Origin of the sequence: Pseudooceanicola nitratireducens, assembly GCF_900109195.1 — a bacterium.
GTDB classification, from domain to species: domain Bacteria; phylum Pseudomonadota; class Alphaproteobacteria; order Rhodobacterales; family Rhodobacteraceae; genus Pseudooceanicola; species Pseudooceanicola nitratireducens.
On the sequence record NZ_FNZG01000002.1, the window covers coordinates 46,102 to 66,602 of the forward strand.

A 20,501-nucleotide genomic window follows, 5' to 3' on the forward strand; every position below is an offset into this window, starting at 1 on the left:
ACGGAAGGATTGGAGGGTGGGCGTATGGCAACGGGTCAAGTGATCCGCACCCTCGGCGGGGCCGAGGGCTTCGGAGAGATAGCATTGGAACGGGCAGATGACGCGGCCTTTTCCGTTGATGCGACAAGTATTTTTTCAGACGGGCTGCACTACTTTGGCAACATCTACACGGGAGAGGAGATCTGGATAAACACCAACGGGGTGCTTAGTTTCGGCGGAGCAGTGACGCAGTACCCGGCGGTAGACGCACACTTTCCAGTGGCAGACTTCATTGCATCTTTCTGGGCTGACATCGACACACGGATCGATGGTGAAGGCGCTGAAAGTGGCCAAATCTGGGTCGATCTGGATCCGCTCGGCGGTCATCTGACAGTCACTTGGGCGGACGTAGGATACTATAGGTATCAGGCGGATAGGACGAACCTGTTTCAAGTTCGACTAAGCGATCAAGGCAACGGTGATTTCGACATTCGGATTACATACGAAAGGATTGAATGGACATTGGGCAACCTGCAAACGGATGCCGGTGCCTGGGCCGGGCTATCCGGTCTTCGGCTGCCCGATCCCTGGCAGCTGAGTGACAATCCGTCGGATCTCCCTAACGAATTGGGCAATACCGGCTTGGCTGGAAGCTGGCTGATCGAGTTGAGAGGAGGCACCGCGCTAGGACAATCACCCACATCGGGCGCGACCCTGACCGGAGACCATGCCGGAAATATCCTGACCGGCGGGGCGGACGGAGATATTGCACGGGGTTACAACGGGCCGGACATCCTACGCGGCCACGGTGGCGACGACTTCCTGTTCGGTGGTGATGGCGGCGACACGCTGAACGGAGCCGACGGAGACGACTGGATCCGCGGAGGCGATAGCGAAGCAGACCTGCGCGACGTCATCTATGGCGGCGGCGGAGCGGACAATATCGACGGAGGATACGGCAACGATCTGGTCTACGGCGGCGAAGGCAACGATACTATCGAAGGCGGCTTTGGCGTGGATGAGTTGATCGGCCAGGGTGACGACGACGTGTTATCCGGCGCAGCTTGGTCTGACCTTCTCTACGGCGGTGACGGGAACGATTTCCTGAACGGCGGCTTCGGCTTTGACCGGCTGAATGGTGGCACCGGTGCAGACCGCTTCTTTCACCTAGGGATTTTTGATCACGGTTCGGATTGGGTTCAGGACTACACCGCTGCAGAAGGTGACGTGCTGGTCTGGGGGCGCGGGCCTGCGACCGGAACGGATTTTCAGGTCAACTTTGCCGACAAGCCGGACGCAGGGCTGCCGGGTGTGGCAGAGGCCTTTGTCATCTATCGCCCGACAAACCAGATCATCTGGGCATTGATCGACGGGGCGGCACAAGAAGAAATCAACCTTTTGGTCATGGGTGTCGGCTATGATCTGATCGGATAGCGTCGCGCATCACGTCAGGAAGGTGCAGGTCCCTTTTTCAATATAGGCTGCGGTCAGTCGGCCATTCAGATACGCCCCGGTGTCGAGCGATACGCGACCGTCCCAAACAGCCGCCTCTTGCATGACGGTATGTCCATGCACCACCGTCACGTCATCTTGGCGCGCGCGGGTCAGGAAATTGGGGTGGCCGTTGATCATGACCTTGGTTTTCTGGGCATCGGCCGCGATGTCCGGGTCCATGCCGGCGTGGACACAATGCATATTGCCGCTGACCCAAGTGGCTGGCAAGGTGCGCAGCCAGTCCAGCATGCCGTCCGGCAGGGCGTCTTCCAGCGCGTCGGCCGCCTCCAACGCATCCTCGGCGTCGTAACGGATCGAATTCTGCGAGATCCCAAAAGAATGCAGCGTCTCGATCCCGCCGAAGGTCAGCCATCGCGCGCCCTTTCCGGCCGGGTCATCGATAAACTCGATCATCATCTTTTCGTGGTTGCCGGTCAGGGCGATATCTACATCCGGCCGCGCCATGTTCAGATCCCGGACCATGCGCAGAACACCCGCGGACTCTGGTCCGCGGTCAACGAAGTCGCCCAGGAAAACCACGGGAATATCAGCGCCATAGGTCGCACGGATCCGGTCATAGAGCGGGGCCAGAAGGTCCAACCGCCCATGGGCATCCCCGATGGCGCAGAAAGGGGCGTCGGGGTTCAGAAGGGTTTCACGTGTTGCCACCCCGGTGCGAGCGCGCGGCGCATTCGGAGACGACCCGAGAAGCGACTTCAGTTTCTTCAGAACCATGTGAACCCCCTAGCCGACTTGCTCCACCGCGTCGCAGATGGACTTGAGCACCTTGGCCAGCAAAGCCCGATCCTCGGACTCGCCCATGACCCGGATCAGCGGCTCTGTTCCCGACTTGCGGATCAACAGGCGGCCTGACCCTGCCAGCGTCTTTTCACCATCTGCAATCGCTTGCTGTACCGCGTCCGCCGCCAAAGGATCAGAGCCCGCCTTATAACGCACGTTGTGCAAAGCCTGGGGTACTGGTTTGAATACGCGGGACAATTTCGACGCAGACTGGCCGGTTTCAATCATGGCCGCCAGGACCTGAAGCGCGGCAACCAGGCCGTCGCCGGTTGTGGCATAGTCGGTCATGACGATGTGGCCGGATTGCTCCCCGCCAAGGTTGAACCCGCCATCGCGCATCTTTTCAACAACATAGCGGTCGCCGACCTTGGTCCGCTCCATGTTGACGCCGATGCTGTTCAGATGGCGTTCCAACCCGAGGTTCGACATCACGGTGGTCACCAGGGTGTCGCCCGAAAGCCGCCCGTCCGCCTTCCAGCGAGAGGCGATAAGTCCCATGATCTGGTCCCCGTCGACCTGGCGGCCGGTTTCGTCGATTAGGATCAGGCGGTCGGCGTCACCGTCAAGGCACAGACCCACGTCGGCGCGAGTGTCGCGCACCTTGGCGGCAGCCGCTTCAGGATGGGTCGAGCCACAATTTTCGTTTATATTCAGACCATTGGGAGTATTGGCGACGGGGATCACATCCGCCCCGAGCTCCCACAGAATGGCGGGGGCCACGCGGTGAGCAGCCCCGTTGGCGCAATCGACAACGACGCGCAGACCATCCAGGCGCAGCTGCCGAGGAAAGGTCGTCTTAACATATTCGATGTAACGTGAGCCGGAATCATCAATCCGTTTGGCCCGGCCGATGCGCTGCGGATGGGCCAGCGTCACTTCGCCCTGCATCAGCGCCTCGATCTCGGCCTCAGCCTCGTCCGACAGTTTGAAACCGTCGGGGCCGAAGAACTTGATGCCATTGTCCTCGGCCGGGTTGTGACTGGCCGAGATCATAACGCCCACATCTGCCCGCATCGACCGGGTCAGAAAGCCGACCGCCGGGGTCGGCACGGGCCCAAGGAGAAAGACGTTCATGCCAGTTGATGTGAAACCCGCCGTCAGGGCGTTTTCCAACATGTAGCCGGACAGTCGCGTGTCCTTACCGATCACCACGCGATGTTCCTGCTGATCGCGGCGGAAGTAGCGGCCCGCTGCGGCGGCCAGTTTCATCGCGACCTCGGCGGTCATCGGATAGGCATTGGTGCGCCCGCGAACGCCATCGGTACCAAAGAGGGAACGGGTCATGGAGGCTCCGGCTGGAATGAAAATATGATCGAATTGCTCAGACCTGTTACGCCGGAGGGCGCGCCAAAGTCCAGAAGCTTGCCCGCCACACCCCGGCGAAGCCCCGCCCGCTGGCGGAAAACCCCGTTGCCCCGAAAGGCCCTGGCCTTTAGGGTTCTCGCAAAATGTTGGTCTGATGTGATCGGGGGCAGTTCGGGGTGAAGAAGGCATGTTTTGCTGGTGCCATGGCGGTCGTCGTCGGGATCGCGCCCTTGTCCTTCGTGCTGGCGCAGGGGCGGCCTTCGGTCAGCTACAACCAATATGGTGTCCCCGGCCTGATCGACATGCCCACGGCGCAAAGCGCACCGGACGCTGAACTGGCGACTACGCTGTCCTATTTCGCCGGGACCACGCGCGCCACGATGAGCTTTCAGATCACGCCACGGCTGTCCGGGTCGTTTCGGTACGGGCGGATGGATCGCTACTACAATACAGGCGGCGCGATCTTTGATCGGTCTTTCGACCTGCGCTACCGGTTGATCGACGAGGGTCGGTACCGTCCGGCTGTCGCCATCGGGCTGCAGGATTTTATCGGCACGGGGCTGTATTCCGGCGAGTATGTCGTGGCGACAAAGACGTTGTCACCGCGCCTGACCGTGACCGGCGGCATCGGCTGGGGAAGGCTGGGCACCTATGGCGGCTTCTCGAACCCGCTTGGCGCGCTGCACAGCGGGTTCAAGACCAGGCCGGGCGGCTTCTCGGGGCCCGGGGGGCAGGTCGAATACGGTCGCTGGTTCCGCGGCGACGCGGCGCTTTTCGGCGGGCTGAGCTTTCAGGCCACGGATCGCCTGACCCTGAAGGCCGAGTATTCCTCGGACGCTTACAGTCTTGAAACCACGCCGGGCCGCGATCTGTTCAACCGCCGCTCTCCGATCAACCTCGGGGCCAGTTACACCGTCGCGCCCGGGGCGAATATCCAGCTTAGTTTCATGCATGGCGACACCATCGGGCTGGGCGTCAACCTGACGACCAACCCGAAGAATGCCGCCGTCAAGGGCGGGAGCGAGGAAGCCCCGATCCCGGTGAAGGTGCGCGACCGGACCTCGGCCCAGGCGCTGGGCTGGACCACCGATGATGCGCTGAAAGCGCAGCTGCGGGACGGGATCGCCCAGATCCTGGCGCAAAGCGGGATCGAGGTCGAAGCCGTCCGCCTGACCGGGCGCGAGGCCGTGGTCTATATCCGCAACGAACGCTACCTGGCGCGGGCCGAGGCGATCGGGCGCACCGCGCGGATCCTGACCCAGGCCACGCCCAGTTCCATCGACAGCTTCCGCATCGTGCCCATGGTCAACGGCATGCCAAGCGCCGCCGTTGTGATCCGCCGCGACGACCTGGAACAGCTGGAACATCACCCCGACGGGGCCAAGCTGATGTTCGCCCGCGCCCAGGTCAGCGATCAGCGGCGCGGCCCCGCGCAGGAAGACCTGCTGGACGACCAGTTCCCGCGCAGCAGCTGGTCGCTGGGTCCCTTCGTCAAGGCCAGCTATTTCGACCCCGATCAGCCGGTTCGCATCGATCTGGGCGTGCGGGCCAATGCGGAATATGTCATCCGGCCGGGGCTGATCCTGTCGGGCCAGATCGATCAGAGGCTGGTCGGAAATCGCGACAGTTCGACCCGGGTGACGCCTTCGGGGCTGACGCGGGTCCGGTCCGACGCGGGGCAATATGCCAAGGCCGACACCGCGCTGACCAAGCTGACGCTGGCCAGCTATTTCCGCCCCGGAGAGAACCTTTATGGCCGCGTTACCGCCGGCTACCTGGAACCGATGTATGCCGGGGTCTCGGGCGAAATCCTGTGGAAACCGGTCGACAGCCGCCTGGCCCTCGGGCTTGAGGTGAACGCCGTGCAACAGCGCGCCTTCAACCAGGGGTTCGGGCTGCGCAGCTATCAGACCGTGACCGGCCATGCCTCGGCCTATTATGATTTTGGCAACGGGTTCCACGGCCAGCTGGACGCCGGCCGTTACCTGGCGGGCGACTGGGGCACCACCGTGTCGGTCGATCGCGAATTCGCCAACGGCTGGAAGGTCGGGGCCTATGCGACGATGACCAACGTGCCCGCCAGCAGCTTTGGCGAAGGGTCGTTCGACAAGGGCATCCGCATTTCCGTCCCGCTGAGCCATTTCCTGGGCAAACCGACCACCAAGGTCTATGACGCCAAGATCCAGTCGCTGTCGCGCGATGGCGGCGCAAGGGTCAAGGTGGACAACCGCCTGTATCAGAACGTGCGCGACTATCACCGGCCCGACCTGGAAAAAAGCTGGGGGAGGTTCTGGCGGTGAGCCGGATCCTTTTCCTGGCGATCGCAGCCTGCGTTGCCCTGACCGCCTGCAGCAGTGACAAGGACCGCGAACCAGGGCTGATGAAACAGGCCAGCGGCGCGATCAAATCCCGGTTTTCACGGCAAGAGACCACGCCGCCCCCGACCCGCGACCAGCTGCGCGCCGCCATCACGCCCGAGTTCCGCGAACAGACCGGCGGCGTGCCGCTGCTTCTGGTGACCTCGCAACGGGTGCCGGTGTCGTCGATCCTTACCCGGTTCAGCGTCAATGGCCCGGTCGAAACCTATCTGACCCCCGACCAGATCAGCCTGTCGCTGCGGGACGGGATCGTCGTATCCTCGCGCGGGTTGGGCAATGACCTGATGTCGGCCGAGGTTACCGGCGTGCTCGACGCCATCCGCGCCGGTGAAGGCCGCGCCCTGCGCAAGCACCGCTATCTGGACGGCGAAAACCAGGAGGTCATCGACCGCTTCACCTGTGATTACAGCCGCCCCGAAGACCCCGAAGGCACGGTGATCGAACGCTGCCGGGGCAGTGATCAAGGCTTTACCAACAGCTATGCGCTGGACCAGGATGGCCGCATCACCCTATCGAGCCAGTGGATCAGCCCCGGGCTGCAATCCTATCTGATCGAAGATATCCGCTGACCCCGCGCAGACCCCGCACGGATACATGCAGCCAATCACACGGCAAAACCATTGCGATAGCGCCGCATGTGCCCTAGATGGGCCACGAACCCCACAAGGGGCCGCCACGTCCTGACCCGTCAAAGGATCCGACGCGCATGCAAACGCCCTACTACCTGATCGACAAGTCCCGCCTGCTTCCCAACATGGAGAAGATCGCCCATCTGCGCGAGGCCTCGGGTGCCAAGGCGCTTCTGGCGCTGAAGTGTTTCGCCACCTGGTCCGTCTTCGACATGATGAGCGACTATATGGATGGCACGACCTCGTCTTCGCTGTTCGAGGTCAAGCTGGGGCGAGAGAAGTTTCCCGGCGAAACCCATGCCTATTCCGTGGCCTGGGCCGAACATGAGATCGACGAGGTTCTGGCATCATCCGACAAGGTGATCTTCAACACCGCGCAGCAGTTGCAGCGTTTTGAAGAGGTCAGCCGCGATCACGTGCGCGGGCTGCGGGTCAACCCCGGCGTCTCGACCAGCGGGTTCGACCTGGCCGATCCGGCGCGGCCGTTTTCCCGCCTGGGCGAACACAGCCCCGAAACCATCGAACCCGTGGCCGATCTGATCAGCGGCTTCATGTTCCACAACAACTGCGAAAACGCTGATTTCGACCGCTTTGACGAGATGCTGACCCAGATCGAGGCGCGTTTCGGTTCCCTGATCCGCCGCATGGAGTGGATCAGCCTGGGCGGCGGCATCCACTTTACCGGAGAGGGCTATCCCCTGGACCGCCTGGCCGAGCGTCTGAAACGTTTTGCTGGCGAGAACGAGGTTCAGGTCTATCTTGAACCGGGTGAAGCGGCGATCACCCAGTCGACCACGCTTGAGGTCAGCGTGCTGGACACGCTGTACAACGGCAAGAACCTGGCGATCGTCGACAGCTCGATCGAGGCGCATATGCTGGACCTGCTGATCTACCGCGAAAGCGCGAAGATGCAGGAAAGCGGCGACAAGGACTGGATGATCTGCGGCAAGTCCTGCCTGGCCGGAGACATCTTCGGAGAGTTCAAGTTCGACCATGACCTGAAGCCCGGCGATCGCCTGTCGATCCAGGACGCGGCCGGTTACACGATGGTCAAGAAGAACTGGTTTAACGGGGTGCAGATGCCCGCCATCGCCATTCGGGAACTGGACGGTTCCGAACGGTTGGTGCGTGGCTTCACCTATGACGATTTCGCGGCGGCCCTGTCGTGATCTATCCGCGCCGGCCGGACGCCGGCGCCTGTTGACTGGCCTCGCGCGGCGCGCGGGTCCGTATCATCTGAGGGGATTTCAGAGTTGAAGAAGAACGTTCTCATCATTGGCGCCGGCGGCGTCGCGCAAGTGGTCGCCCATAAATGCGCCCAGAACAACGACGTGCTGGGTGATCTGCATATCGCCAGCCGCACGGCGTCGAAATGCGATGCGATCATCGCCAGCGTGCACGAAAAGGGCGCGATGAAGCAGGACGGCGTCTTTGACGCGCATGCGGTCGATGCGACCAAGTCCGACGAGGTTGCCGCGCTGATCCGCAAGACTGGGGCCGAGATCGTGATCAACGTCGGCACCGCCTTCGTGAACATGCACGTGCTGGACGCCTGCATCGAAACCGGTGCCGCCTATATCGACACCGCCATCCATGAAGAGCCCGACAAGATCTGCGAAACCCCGCCGTGGTACGCCAACTATGAATGGAAGCGCCGCGACACCTGCACCGAAAAGGGCGTGACCGCGATCCTGGGTGCGGGTTTCGATCCGGGCGTGGTGAACGCCTATGCCCGCTTTGCCATCGACCAGATGGACGAGGTCAAGTCGATCGACATCGTCGACATCAACGCGGGCTCGCATGGCAAGTATTTCGCCACGAACTTCGACCCGGAGATCAACTTCCGCGAATTCACCGGCGTGGTCTACTACTGGGAAGACCAGCAGTGGAAGGAAACCACCATGTTCGCCAGCGGCCACGAATGGGATCTGCCCGTCGTCGGCCCGTCCAAGGCCTATCAGTCCGGCCACGACGAGGTGCATTCGCTGGCGACCAACTATCCGCAGGCCGACGTGCGCTTCTGGATGGGGTTCGGGGACCATTACATCAACGTCTTCACCGTGCTGAAGAACATCGGCCTGCTGTCGGAACAGCCCGTCACCACCGCCGAGGGCCAGGAGGTCGTGCCGCTGAAGGTGGTCAAGGCCTGCCTGCCCGACCCGGCCTCGCTGGCGCCGAACTACACCGGCAAGACCTGCATCGGTGACCTGGTCAAAGGCGTGAAGGACGGCCAGGAGATCGAGCTGTTCGTCTACAATGTCGCCGATCACAAGGACGCCTATACCGAGGTTGGCAGCCAGGGGATTTCCTATACCGCGGGCGTGCCTCCGGTTGCAGCGGCCATGCTGGTGGCAACTGGCGAATGGGACGCCAAGACCATGAAGAACGTCGAGGAACTGGACCCCAAGCCCTTCTTCACACTGCTGGACCGGATCGGCCTGCCGACCCGCGTCATCAAGGGTGGCCTGGGCGGCGAAGACATGGCCTGGACCGACTACCAGGGCTAAGGGCTTAAGGCCCCTTCCCCAAGCACCAAAGACACCGGCGGTCCCCCCGCCGGTGTTTTTCGTTCCGGCCCCCGGTGTGATCCGTCATTCGGCCGGGTGACCGGCTCCGGTCCCGGCCCGGGTGCGACCCGCGCGGGTGGCGCTGGCGATCTGATCTTCGCGGATCTCGGCGGCGTGGATGCCCAGCATCAGCAGGCCGGGCCAGATCAGATAGGCCTCGATCTCGACGTTTTCGCCGAAGGACAGCAGAAGGATCGTCATCATGATGCCCAGGGGAAGACGTCCGCGCGGGCCACGGGCGGCGTCGACCAGGGCGATCCCGGTCTGCCAGACCACGGGCACAGTCCAGGCCAGGAAGCCCACGACCCCCTTCACGAACAGCAGCGCCCACCAGGTGTGGTGGCTGCCGATCGGCATGTATTCCACGATATGCGGTCCCGGCTGGACGCGGCCATGACCGAACCACCAGGCCTCGTGTTCCCATCGTTCGACCGCGATGCGTTGCAGGGTGGCGCGGACCCGGGTGCTGTCGGCGCGGGCCCCCTTGAAGGCGGCGATGCCTTCCTTGAGCATCTGCACCAGCGCCGGGCCGAACATCGCCAGGGACGCGGTCAGCGCCGCAAGGACGTGCCAGGCCCAGCCCTTCATCACCAGCGGCAGCATACGTGGCCCGATGGTGCAGGCGACCAGCCCGACCAGGCCCATGCGCGACTTGGACATCAGGATCATCGCCATGCCCGCCGCCAGGCCGATGGCGCGCCATTTGCGGTCTTTCTCTTCCAGCGCGAAACAGACCTGGATAACGCCCAGCAGCGCCGCGAAGGGCGACCAGGGCGCATAGAACTGCCAGCGTGGCGTCCAGCTGCCGGGATCCCAGGTGAAGAAGAAGACGGTGAAATATTCCGGCCCCGGCCCGCCCACGGCCTTGAGAGGAGAGGTGAAGATCCGTTCCGGCAGGCCGACATAGGGCGCGACCGCCAGGATGGGCAGCAGGGCCAGCGTCCAGATGCCGATGATGCACTGCCCCCGGATGACGATATCCCGGCGGATCGGCAGCACCGCGCCGGCCAGCGGAAACAGCGCCAGAAGCGCCCAGCCCTTGGCCCATCCGATCGAGGATTTGATCGTCGTCTTGGTGCCGAGGTTCCAGTTCAGATGCCCGACCCAAAGCGCGATCAGCATCACGATCATGCCCAGGATCCAGGCCCAGACCACCGGCGGGATCGGCCCCCTGGCGCGCAGGTCTTCACGGATGGCGGGGCCAAGGTACAGCACCAGGACCGCCAGCCCCGCCATCAACCAGGCCAGCACCGGCCCGACAACGTAAAGCGCGCCCAACCCGTAGAAGGGCCATGTCCAGCGCAGGGTGAACATCACCATGCGCTCTGCCAGGTTGGCGGGGACAAGGGGCGTTGTGGTCATCGCGTCACTCGGCCGGGACCAGCAGGCCACGGGGCGGGCGGGACGCGCCGGGGGTGTCACCGCCGTCCTTCAGCAGGCGGTCGATCAGCGACCGGCGGGTCCAGCCCAGGGTCAGGCCGATCAGCAGAAAGATCATCGCGGCCACACCCGCGGCAACGGCCAGCTTGCGGCGCGGCGAAGAGGGTTCGGTCGGAAGCGACGGGTCTTCAAGCACCTGCACCAGCGGGTACGACGCGAAAAGATCGGCCTTGTTGGTCTGGGTGCGCGCGATGGCAGAGGCAAAGACCGCCTCGGCCACGGCGAAGTCGCGTTGCAGATCCTCAAGCCGGGCGGCGGGTTCGATCAGCGCCATCTGGCGGGCACGAGCCTGATCCAGGCGCAGCACGGCCCCGGCGTATTCGGCGGCCAGGCCCGCGCGCTCGGCTTCAAGAGAGACGAGATCGCTAAGCAGCCCGGCGCGGTTGCCCACATGGGACATGTCCAGCGCAGACAGTTCACGCTGGTCCAGGTCGGTGATCGCCTGGGCGCGGGTCATGGCCGCGGCCTGGGCGGTGTCGTAACTGCCCTTGGCGGCGCGGACTTCGGGGTGGCGCGGGCCAAAGCGGGCCTGTTTGCGGGACAAAAGCGCCGCTTGGTCGGAGGCTTCTTCGGTCAGCGCGATAAAGGTCGTGTCGGCATGCAGTTTCAGCGCGGCCGCCGCCAGACGCGGGGTGGTCTGCAACGCCTGGGTCAGGGCATTCACCGCTTCGGTCTTTTCGGCCAGCGTGGCGGCCATGTCATCGGCGCGGCGGGCCAGTTCGTCGGTCTCGGCCACCAGCGCGTCGAACTGATCGGCAGAGATCAGGCCGGTTTCCTTCTGCAGGCGGGAAATCTCTTCGCGGGTGGCCAGCACCGACAGGCGGTAGTCGTCGATCGCTTGGCCGGCGCCGGTTTCGCGCATGTCCAGTTCGTCGTTCCGCAGGGCCTCGATCTCGGTGAAGAAGGCGGCCAGCAGGGCGTCGCCACGGGCGCGGGCATCCTCGGGCGAATTGCCGACGATGCTGACGTGGATCAGGCCAGTCTGGTCCACTAGCTCGATCCGGGGCTGACCGAAATCGCGGGCCTCCATGTCGACGGCGGCGGCGGCGGAATCCAGGATGCGGCCCGCGACCAGCAGGCGCTTGTAGGTCTCGGTCGGGCTGACCGAAGTATGCGCGTAGGGAGAGCTTGCATAGGACGACGCCTGGCCGATCCGGTCCAGGTTGACCGAGGCCGACGCCCCGGAGCCCGGCAGGATCAGCGACAGGCTTGAGGTATAGCGCAGCGGCGCGGACGACAGATAGGTGGTGATCGGCATCCAGATGCAGACCGCGCCGATGGCCAAGAAGCCAAGATAGCGCGGCAGGCGGCCCGCATCGCTTAGGCGTCCACCCCGCAGCAGACGCGCGGGCGTGATACTAAGGATGGGGCGCCGGATCAGGGCGGGGATGCGGAATTTGAAGCTGTGTCCTGGCATGGGTCTCTCCTTGTGAGAGAGCGTAGCGCGGGGCGCTTTCCGAAGCATCTGCGCGGGCGGGTGGGCCTGTGGCGCAGAGGGTTGGGGGACCTATCCGATCGGACAGGTGGCCCCGGCACGACCGCCCGTCTGGGCGCGGTGCGGGGGCCTGAAGGGGGCCTTAGAACAGGCCCTCTTCCTTGGCGATCATGGCCGCCTGGGTGCGGTTGGCCGCGCCGATCTTGCGATACAGCGTCTTGACGTGCAGCTTCACCGTGGGTTCGCGGATGTCGAGATCGCGGGCGATTTCCTTGTTGGACTTGCCCTGCGTCAGACCTTCCAGCACCTCGTATTCGCGCTGCGACAGCTGTTTGGCCAGCGGGTGTTCCTGGGCGTCTTCCTCGCTTGCGCGCATGAAGTCGAGAGGGGCGTATTGTTCGCCAAGCGCCATGAAGCGCAGTGCGTTGACCAGCGACTTGGCCGAGAGCGTCTTGGGCAGGAAACCGGCAGCCCCGGCAGCCAGCGCTTCCTCGGCGGTGTCGCGCTGCGCGGTGCCCGAGATGATGGCGACGCGGTGGCCGCCCGGCATCTCCATGATGCGGCGCAGACCGTCCAGGCCGTTCATCCCCGGCATGGTGAAGTCCAGCAGGATCAGGTCATAGACCTCGCCCGCGGTCAGGCGGGACACGACCGATCCCAGGTCCTCGACGCTTTCGGCGTCCATGCCCGGTTCGTTGTCGATATAAAGAAGCAGGGTATCGCGCAGCAATTCGTGGTCATCGGCAATCAGGATACGCATTACAGAACTGTCCGCTTTGTTCACGGGGCCACCAAAAGGCCCGGCATGTCTTTGAAAGGTCACTCTATACACCTCCGACCTGGTTGTCGCGCGAATGCTGGGACCCGCGGCGATCCATTGCTCAGTCAAATTTGGCCCGACGCTCAATCGGGCGCTCTATTTAATGGTATATTAACCACTATGAATTCGGCGTTTCTATGGCGAGGAGGGACAGATCCCCTATCCAACCGGATAGCCGGCCCCGTCAGACCGGGTGTGCCCCGCCCCGGGCGGAGGGGGACAGGACCCCTGTCGGAAGCGCGGGCCATCCACGCAGGTCACCCATGATCCGACCGGGGCGCGCACCTGTCCGGGCGCGGCGTTGAGAGACAGGGGCACGGCACGGCACGGTTAAGGCAATCGAACGCCAACAACGGATCGCCGCCATGACCTATGCCAACCACACCGACTTTGCCCTGATCCCCGCCCAGGACGTCGCACCCCGCGCCGCAAGGACGGATGCGCTGTCCACGATCCGGCTTTTCAACATCGACGTCGTGTCCGCCAGCACCGAGACGGTGATCACCCGGCTGCTAGAGCCCGGCCGCCGCAGCCGCGTTGCATTCCTGAACGCCCATTGCGGCAACGTGATGGCCCATGACGCCGATTACGCCGACGCTCTGGCCACCGCCGACATGGTTCTTCCTGACGGCATCGGCGTCGAACTGGCGGCCCGGATGACCGGTGAACGCTTTGTCGCGAACCTCAACGGCACCGATTTCACCCCCGCCCTGCTGCGCCGCGCCGCTGCCAAGGGGTTGTCCGTCTTCCTTCTGGGCGCCCGCCCGGGCGTGGCCGAAGATGCGGCGAACAAGCTGTGCCTGGACATCCCCGGGTTGCGCGTTGTGGGCACCCGTGACGGATACGACGGCATGGCGGATGACACCGCGACGATCGCCGCGATCAACGCCGCGCAGCCCGATATCCTTCTGGTCGCCGCCGGCGTGCCGATGCAGGACCTCTGGCTGGCTCGCAATGCCGCCCGGCTGCATCCGCGTATCTGCCTGGGCGTCGGCGCGCTGTTCGACTTCCTGGCCGGCCGGGTGCGCCGCGCCCCGGACTGGGTGCGCCGGGCCAAGTCCGAATGGATGTGGCGCCTGGCGATGGAGCCGCGCCGCATGGCCCGCCGCTATCTGATCGGCAATGCCACCTTCATGGCCCGCGCCGCCGTATCGGCCCTGCGCCAGGGTCAGGACCAAGGCCAGAATCGAGGCGTCGGATCGCTGAACGTCAGCCGCGTGATGGATGTGGCACTGGCGGGCGGATCGCTTCTGGCGCTGGCCCCGGCCGCGCTTCTGGTGGCGGCGGCGATCAAGCTGGAAAGCCCCGGCCCGGTGTTCTTCCGCCAGACCCGCGTTGGCAAGGACGGGCGGCAGTTCTCGATGCTGAAGTTCCGGTCGATGCACGTGGACGCCGAAGCGCGCCGCGCCGCATTGCTTGCGAGTTCGGACCGGGAGGGTGTCTGCTTCAAGTCGCGCAACGATCCGCGGGTGACCCGCATCGGGCGCGTCCTGCGCCGCTTCTCGATCGACGAGATGCCGCAGATCTGGAACGTACTGCGCGGCGACATGGCCCTGGTCGGCCCCCGCCCTGCCCTGCCCTCCGAGGTGGCGCAATACCCGGCCCGCGCGTTGGAGCGACTGGCCTGCAAGCCCGGGCTGACCGGCATCTGGCAGGTCTCGGGCCGGGCCGAGATCGGGTTCGACAAGATGATCGACATGGATGTGGCCTATGTCCGCTCGCGCTCGACCCTGCTGGACGTGATCCTGATCGCCATGACCTTCAAGGCGGTGCTGGGCGGACGCGGGGCCTATTGATCCCGCAGCAAAACCAAGGAAACCGGCGCGGATTTAGCGCCGGACCGGCAAGAAGGGATAGGCGCCTATCCGATCGGATACAGCGCCTATCCCGACGCCATCGCGACGGCACCCCTTACCCTTTGTTACCTTATTTCCAGCAGATTGAGCATTTCGGAGGCTGCAATGTTGACGACGACGACCAAGACCGCCCTTTCCACCATCGCCGCGCTGTGCCTTGCCGCGTCCGTGCAGGCCGCCGACCTTGGCCAGCCCGAGGGTGAGACGATCCTGACCATCTCGGGCGAGATCACGACCACCAATGCCGGCGCGACCGCCACCTTTGACCAGGCGATGCTGGAGGCGATGGACACCGTCACCTACGAAACCGAAACGATCTGGACCGAAGGCCCCCAGACCTTCACCGGCGTTCTGCTGTCCGATCTGATGGAACTTGTCGGCGCGACGGGCGACAGCCTGGCCGCCACCGCGATCAATGATTACGCGGTGAAGATCCCGGCGACGGATTGGGTGGATGGCGGGCCGATCATCGCCTATCTTCAGAATGGCAATCCCATGTCGGTACGGGACAAGGGCCCGCTTTGGGTCATCTATCCCTACGATGACAACCCCGATTACCAGAGTGAGGTGACCTATTCCCGCAGCATCTGGCAGCTCGACCGGATCACCGTCGAAAAGTGATCTCGACATGACCCGCACTGTCGCCCTGGCCACCACTCCGGACCGTGCGGATCAGCGACGGCGAACGCGTTTCCAGACGGGAATGGCGGTCGCCGTCCTTGTCGTCTGCGTGTCGCTGATCGCGGGCATGGCGCTGTTCATCCTGCGCGAGATCGAGGATCTGTCCTCGGCCAATTCCGACAACGTGCAATGGAGCCTGTCGCAGGCGGACGTGGAATTCATCCGCTTTCAGCTGGCGCTGAGCCAGGCGCAGGTGGATGGCGATGCAGAGCATCTGAACCTGCTGCGCCGGCGCTACGACATCTTCTACAGCCGCATGACGACCCTGCGGACCGGCACGGTCTATGCCGACGTGCGGCAGGATTTCGAATTCACCCGCCACCTTCTGGCCGTCGACAGTTTCCTGAACGACGTGATGCCGGTGATCGACGCCCCCGACAGTGAACTTCTGGCCGGGCTGCCGCTTTTGACGCGCAAGGCGCAGATGGTCTTTCCCGATGTCCGGTCGATGTCGCTGGCGGGCCTGGCGGCCTTTGCCGAACGGTCCGATGAACGGCGCACCGGGCTGATCAGCATGCTGGTGGTGCTGGCTGTCGTTCTGGCGGTGATCTTCTCGGGCCTGGTGCTGTTTGCCTATTTCCTGTTCCGGCTGTACCGGCTGGCGGAAACCCGCGCCGACCTTGTGGTGGAGGCCAGCGAACACACGCGGATGATCGTCTCGGCCGCGCCGGATGCCATCATCGTGACAGACGCCAACGGGCGGATCCTGGACTTCAACCCCGAGGCGCAGCGCACCTTCGGGCACAGCCGCAGCGCCGCGCTTGGCGAAGATGCGCTGACCTTCCTGTTTGCAGAGGAGTCCGCTGATGACCTGCGGCGGGAACTGGCCTCGGACGACGATGCGCCGACGCGTCATTTCGAAACCCGCGACCGCGCCCTGGCCGGGGAACGCGCCAAGGCCGAATTCCTGGCCGTGATGAGCCACGAGATGCGCACCCCCCTGAACGGCATGCTGGGCACCATGCAGCTGATGCGCGATCATAAGCTGGACGAACGCCAGACCGATCTGCTGGACCGGATGGAACGCTCGGGGCGGCAGCTGCACGGGCTGGTCGACGACGTGCTGGACCTGTCGAAATTCGAAGCGGGCAAGATGACGGCCAGTCGCAAGCCCTTTTCCATCGGGCGGGTGCTGGACGGCGTGGTCGAAACCGCCGCCCCCCTGGCCAGTGCCGCGCAGAACGACCTGGGCTGGAGCTGGCAGGGTCCCGAAAAGGACGATGCGATCGGCGATGCGCGGCGGCTGCGGCAGGTGCTGCTGAACCTTGTCGGCAACGCGATCAAGTTCACCCGTGGCGGCAGCGTCGATATCGAGGTCGAATGCCTGCGCGACGGCAAGACGCTGGAAATCCGCGTCATCGACACCGGGATCGGCATCTCCTCGGACGACATGACGCGGATCTTCAACGATTTCGAAACGCTGGACAGTTCCTATGCGCGGCAGGCGGGCGGCACGGGCCTTGGCCTTGGGATCGCGCAGCGGCTGATCCGCCTGATGGGCGGTGAGATCGGTGCCGAGAGCGAGCCGGGCGAAGGGTCCATCTTCTGGGTGCGCATGCCGCTTTGCGCCGACGGGGTCGAGGCCGAAGCCGTGCCCGCCGCCGAGGTCGAAGATCGCACGCCCAGCCGCAGCCTGGACCTGTTGCTGGTCGAAGACAACGAGACGAACCGCTTTGTCGCCCGCCAGATGCTGGAGGCCGAAGGCCACCGCGTGACCGAGGCCGTGAATGGCCGCGCCGGGCTGGAATGGGCCGAAGACCGGGCGTTCGACGTGATCCTGATGGATGTCTCGATGCCGGTGATGGACGGCCCCGAGGCGACCCGGCGAATCCGCGCGGGCGGCGGCCCGTCCTCGGACCGGCCGATCATCGCGGTCACCGCCCATGCCCTTCCCGAAGAGATCGAGGGCTTCGAGGCCGCCGGCATGAACGCCTGTATCAGCAAACCGCTGAGCCGCGCCAAGCTGATGACGACGCTTGCGGACATCGTCGATGGTGCGGGGGCCGGCCAATCCCGTGGGGCCGCGCCGTCGCGGTCCGATCTGATCGACACCGAACAGCTGGACATCCTGCGTGCGGGTCTGCCCGAGGACCGGCGCGACGACATCCTGCAGCGTTTCATTGATGAAACCGACCAGACCATTGCCAGGCTGTCGACCGACACGCCCGAGGCCGAAGGGCTGGTCGCCCGCGTGCATGCCTGCGCCGGCAACTGCGGCACCTTCGGGGCCGTCGCCCTGCGCGCCGCCCTCGCCGGGATTGAAACGAATTCCAAGCGCGGCACGCCGATCACCCGCGATCAGCTGACCGCGCTTGCCCCCCTTTGGCAGGACACACGCGCGGCGCTTCTGGATCATATTCAGTAGGTTGCCGATGGCGTTTTCGGCCGTCTGGTCGCCCCTCTGGTCGTCCGGCCGGTTTACGGCAGCAGGGACACCGCGCCGATGACACCGATCACGCGCCCGATCTCGGCCAGGTTGGTGACGCCGCTGTCGTAACAGGCAATGGCGTCGCCGGGCAGAAGATAGGGGTCGTAATCATCGCGGTCCGCGCGGCTGCGCATCACCTCGACCTTGCGTTCGATCACCGCCGAAACGCCCGTCACCGGGTTGCGAGAAAACAGCGCGGCGGACCGGTCGGCGCTGGTCGCCCGCGCACCGCCGACACAGTTTGCATCCACCACGGCCTGCATGAAGCGGGTGCCATAGGGGACCTCTCGGACCGTCTGGCCGATGGCCGAGGGCGCGTTGCCGGTCGCGGGCTGGGTCAGGTTCGACAGGTAAAGCGAAATCCCCGGCGGCGAAATCGGGCTGGGTTTCATCAGGTCGTCCTGGAAACACTCGCGCGAGGGGACGTGCACCTCGTCCCCGGTGATCAGCATGACGTCATCGACATTCTCACCACGCATCACCCCGCGCAGATCCAGCGTATAGTTCCGCCCCGCCCGCGTCAGGCGCACGGCGGACAGGTCGGCGTCGGGGCGGATGCCCCCGGCGCTGCGCAGCGCGACCGAGAGGTTCCGCCCCTCGGTCGAGGCGCCAAGCGCGGCCTGGCGCCGGTCGTCGACCATATCGCCCGCGACGCCGCCGATATCGGTTGGCCGTGCCTCGAACACCGCGCCCGAGACCCCGACGCGCACCGGCGCGAGATCCTTGATCAGCAGCGACATCAACGGCACCTCGGCATAATGGCCGTCGTTGATCAGCGCGCGTCGGATGGCCCCGGCCACCTGGTCGGGCGTGCGTCCGGCCGCGGGGACGGGCGCAATGAAGGGCAGTTTGACCGTGCCATCGCGCGACACGACATAATCCCCCGAGAAGGTTTCATCCTCGGGCAGGCGGAATTCGACCAGATCGCCGCGCGACAGCAGCTCTCCCCTCAGGGCGTATAGATCGCCAGAGGTGTATTTCTGGTCACTCAGCAGGCTGTCGCCGCCGATCGCGGGCCGGCATTTGGCCGCGTTCATCGTCGCCGATTGCAGGAACTGCGCCGCGTCGCGGTCGGTGTCGATCTGCCGGTACTGGGCCTGATAGGCGCCGCCGATGGCCACGGGTTCAAGGTTGTCCGCCGATTGCGGGGCCGCACAGGCCACGACGACCGACAGGGCCAAACCACTGGCACCATTCCTGAAAACCTTACCGGACAAGGGCTGCTCCCGCTTTGCGCGTCTTTGTTGCGGCAAGGATACCCGCAGGACCCGGGCTGCGTCCACGCTCCGGTTGGGGGCGGGACCAATCCGAAAGGATATTCGGCTAAACCGTTGCGCCGCTGCACTCTCCTGCCGTGACAGCGCATTCGGCCTCGGGCTTTCGTACAAAGGTTCTGCGCTCAATGTCCCCCCACATACTCCCAGAGCGCACCAGGAGCGACCGCCATGACAACCGTCAGTCAGACACGCAGCTTTGCCAGGAACCTGGCCGCCTATTGCCTCTCCGAAGTTGCGGCCAAGGCAAGCCGTCTGATCGTTGTCGTGGCGGTCGCCCGTACCATGGACGTCGCCGCCATCGGGGTCGCCGCAGGGGCCATCGCCGCTGCGGATATCCTCAAGGCGCTGACGGAAAACGGTGTCGGGCAGCGCATCATCGCCGCCCGTGACGAAGACCTGGATGCCACCTGCGTCCGGGCCCATCAGATTTTCTGGGCCTGGTGCCTGGGCCTTTTCGCGCTGCAGATCGCCGCCGGGGCCCTGGTCTGGAGCCTGACCGGCGACGCGCTTCTGTTCGCGCTGATCGCCATCCTCGCCGGAGAATACCTGTTCATGCCCGCCGGGCTGGTGAACTGCGCCCTGGCCATGCGGGCCGGCAAGATGCGCCAGACCGCCGCCATCGCCGGGGGCCAGGTTGTCGGGGCCAATGTCGCCACCGCCGTTCTGGCGCTGATCGCGCCCGGTCCGATGGCCCTGGTCCTGCCCCGTCTTCTGGCCGCGCCGATCTGGCTGATCGCCATGCGCCGCCTGCAGCCCTGGATCCGTCCCGCCGCCGTTGCTGCCGCGCCCCTGCGCCCCTTCGTGCGCTATGGCTGGGCCGTGCTGGGCGTCGAACTGGTCAAGGTGCTGCGCCTGCAGGCCGACAAGGTCGTGATCGGCCTTCTGATGGGCCCCGAGGCGCTTGGCCTGTATTTCATGGCCTTCAACGCTGGTCTCGGCCTGTCGAATTCCTTCGCCCAGGCGTTTTCCGTCGCGCTTTTCCCGCATCTGTGCACCGCCACCGACCGCGCCCGAGAGCTGCGCCGCGCACTTGTGATGACCTGCGCGGTCATCGGTCCCGCCGTGGTGCTGCAGGCGCTGGCCGCCCCGATCTACGTGCCGATCCTGTTCGGTGCGGGCTGGGACGGTCTGTCCGAGGTGGTCTCGATCCTGTGCCTGGCGGCCATTCCCGGCGTGATCTGGTCCGCCGCCGCCCAGTGGCTGCGCGCCGACAACCGTCCGCAGCGTGAATTCGCCGTCACCGCCGCGATCACCGCCGCGCTGATCCTGAACACGGCCCTGCTGGCCCCCTACGGTCTGACCGCCGTGGCCATCGGGTACCTGATCCTCGCCACCGTCGGCCAGCTGCTGGGTGCCCTGCCCGTGCTGCGCGCCGCCTTCCAGTCCCCCCAAGTTGCAAAGGTTGCCTGAT

At 64.9% G+C, this 20,501-nt stretch carries 15 protein-coding genes; 9 read left to right on the forward strand and 6 right to left on the reverse strand.

The genetic code is table 11. The features are described 5' to 3' along the window. Positions 1-39: 39 nt before the first annotated feature. Positions 40-1,413 carry a calcium-binding protein gene (locus tag BMX99_RS06055; RefSeq protein ID WP_244525475.1) on the forward strand — a complete coding sequence of 458 codons (1,374 nt, stop codon included), beginning with the start codon at positions 40-42 and terminating at the stop codon, positions 1,411-1,413. A 9-nt stretch (positions 1,414-1,422) separates the two neighbouring features. Here the strand turns inward: BMX99_RS06055 and BMX99_RS06060 are convergent, their stop codons facing one another. Both BMX99_RS06060 and glmM read right to left on the reverse strand, forming a co-directional pair. Further along, entirely contained in the window at positions 1,423-2,208 is a 786-nt protein-coding gene (locus tag BMX99_RS06060) for a metallophosphoesterase (protein WP_093448653.1), read from the reverse strand. A 9-nt stretch (positions 2,209-2,217) separates the two neighbouring features. Next, the gene (gene glmM / locus BMX99_RS06065; RefSeq protein WP_093448659.1) at positions 2,218-3,558 is read right to left on the reverse strand and encodes a phosphoglucosamine mutase; all 1,341 of its coding nucleotides are present in this window, start codon (positions 3,556-3,558) and stop codon (positions 2,218-2,220) included. A gap of 224 nt (positions 3,559-3,782) precedes the next feature. Between glmM and BMX99_RS06070 the strand changes: the two genes are divergently transcribed. From BMX99_RS06070 to BMX99_RS06085, 4 genes are all read left to right on the forward strand, one after another. Beyond that, positions 3,783-5,879, forward strand: a complete 2,097-nt coding sequence (locus BMX99_RS06070; protein WP_093448663.1) for a YjbH domain-containing protein — start codon at positions 3,783-3,785, stop codon at positions 5,877-5,879. Further along, on the forward strand, positions 5,876-6,526 hold the full coding sequence (locus BMX99_RS06075; protein WP_093448668.1) for a YjbF family lipoprotein: 651 nt from the start codon (positions 5,876-5,878) through the stop codon (positions 6,524-6,526). The genes BMX99_RS06070 and BMX99_RS06075 overlap by 4 nt, the downstream gene beginning before the upstream one ends. Positions 6,527-6,663: 137 nt before the next feature. After that, positions 6,664-7,755, forward strand: coding sequence for a carboxynorspermidine decarboxylase (locus tag BMX99_RS06080; protein WP_093448674.1), 1,092 nt, complete (start codon positions 6,664-6,666; stop codon positions 7,753-7,755). An 84-nt stretch (positions 7,756-7,839) separates the two neighbouring features. Then, complete coding sequence (locus BMX99_RS06085; protein WP_093448677.1) at positions 7,840-9,093, forward strand: saccharopine dehydrogenase family protein; 1,254 nt, start codon at positions 7,840-7,842, stop codon at positions 9,091-9,093. Positions 9,094-9,177: 84 nt separating this feature from the next. Here the strand turns inward: BMX99_RS06085 and BMX99_RS06090 are convergent, their stop codons facing one another. From BMX99_RS06090 to BMX99_RS06100, 3 genes are all read right to left on the reverse strand, one after another. Continuing rightward, complete coding sequence (locus tag BMX99_RS06090) at positions 9,178-10,515, reverse strand: capsular biosynthesis protein (RefSeq protein WP_093451116.1); 1,338 nt, start codon at positions 10,513-10,515, stop codon at positions 9,178-9,180. A 4-nt stretch (positions 10,516-10,519) separates the two neighbouring features. Continuing rightward, positions 10,520-12,010, reverse strand: coding sequence for a GumC domain-containing protein (locus BMX99_RS06095; protein WP_175480266.1), 1,491 nt, complete (start codon positions 12,008-12,010; stop codon positions 10,520-10,522). 160 nt (positions 12,011-12,170) lie between these two features. Next, positions 12,171-12,788: a response regulator transcription factor gene (locus BMX99_RS06100; protein WP_093448681.1), complete on the reverse strand. Its 618-nt coding sequence runs from the start codon at positions 12,786-12,788 to the stop codon at positions 12,171-12,173. A 425-nt stretch (positions 12,789-13,213) separates the two neighbouring features. Here BMX99_RS06100 and BMX99_RS06105 point away from each other — a divergent pair, with 425 nt between their 5' ends. The 3 genes from BMX99_RS06105 (at position 13,214) to BMX99_RS06115 (ending at position 17,750) form a co-directional block, all read left to right on the forward strand. Continuing rightward, entirely contained in the window at positions 13,214-14,644 is a 1,431-nt protein-coding gene (locus BMX99_RS06105; protein WP_093448684.1) for a WecB/TagA/CpsF family glycosyltransferase, read from the forward strand. A gap of 165 nt (positions 14,645-14,809) precedes the next feature. Continuing rightward, positions 14,810-15,325: a putative pterin-binding protein gene (locus BMX99_RS06110; protein ID WP_244525476.1), complete on the forward strand. Its 516-nt coding sequence runs from the start codon at positions 14,810-14,812 to the stop codon at positions 15,323-15,325. Positions 15,326-15,332: 7 nt separating this feature from the next. Next, positions 15,333-17,750 carry a hybrid sensor histidine kinase/response regulator gene (locus BMX99_RS06115; RefSeq protein ID WP_093448687.1) on the forward strand — a complete coding sequence of 806 codons (2,418 nt, stop codon included), beginning with the start codon at positions 15,333-15,335 and terminating at the stop codon, positions 17,748-17,750. Between the two features lie 53 nt (positions 17,751-17,803). Here the strand turns inward: BMX99_RS06115 and BMX99_RS06120 are convergent, their stop codons facing one another. After that, complete coding sequence (locus BMX99_RS06120; RefSeq protein WP_244525477.1) at positions 17,804-18,994, reverse strand: polysaccharide biosynthesis/export family protein; 1,191 nt, start codon at positions 18,992-18,994, stop codon at positions 17,804-17,806. A 264-nt stretch (positions 18,995-19,258) separates the two neighbouring features. Between BMX99_RS06120 and BMX99_RS06125 the strand changes: the two genes are divergently transcribed. After that, a complete protein-coding gene (locus tag BMX99_RS06125; protein WP_093448697.1) occupies positions 19,259-20,500 on the forward strand; it encodes an oligosaccharide flippase family protein in 1,242 nt (413 codons plus the stop codon). Position 20,501 lies beyond the last annotated feature (1 nt).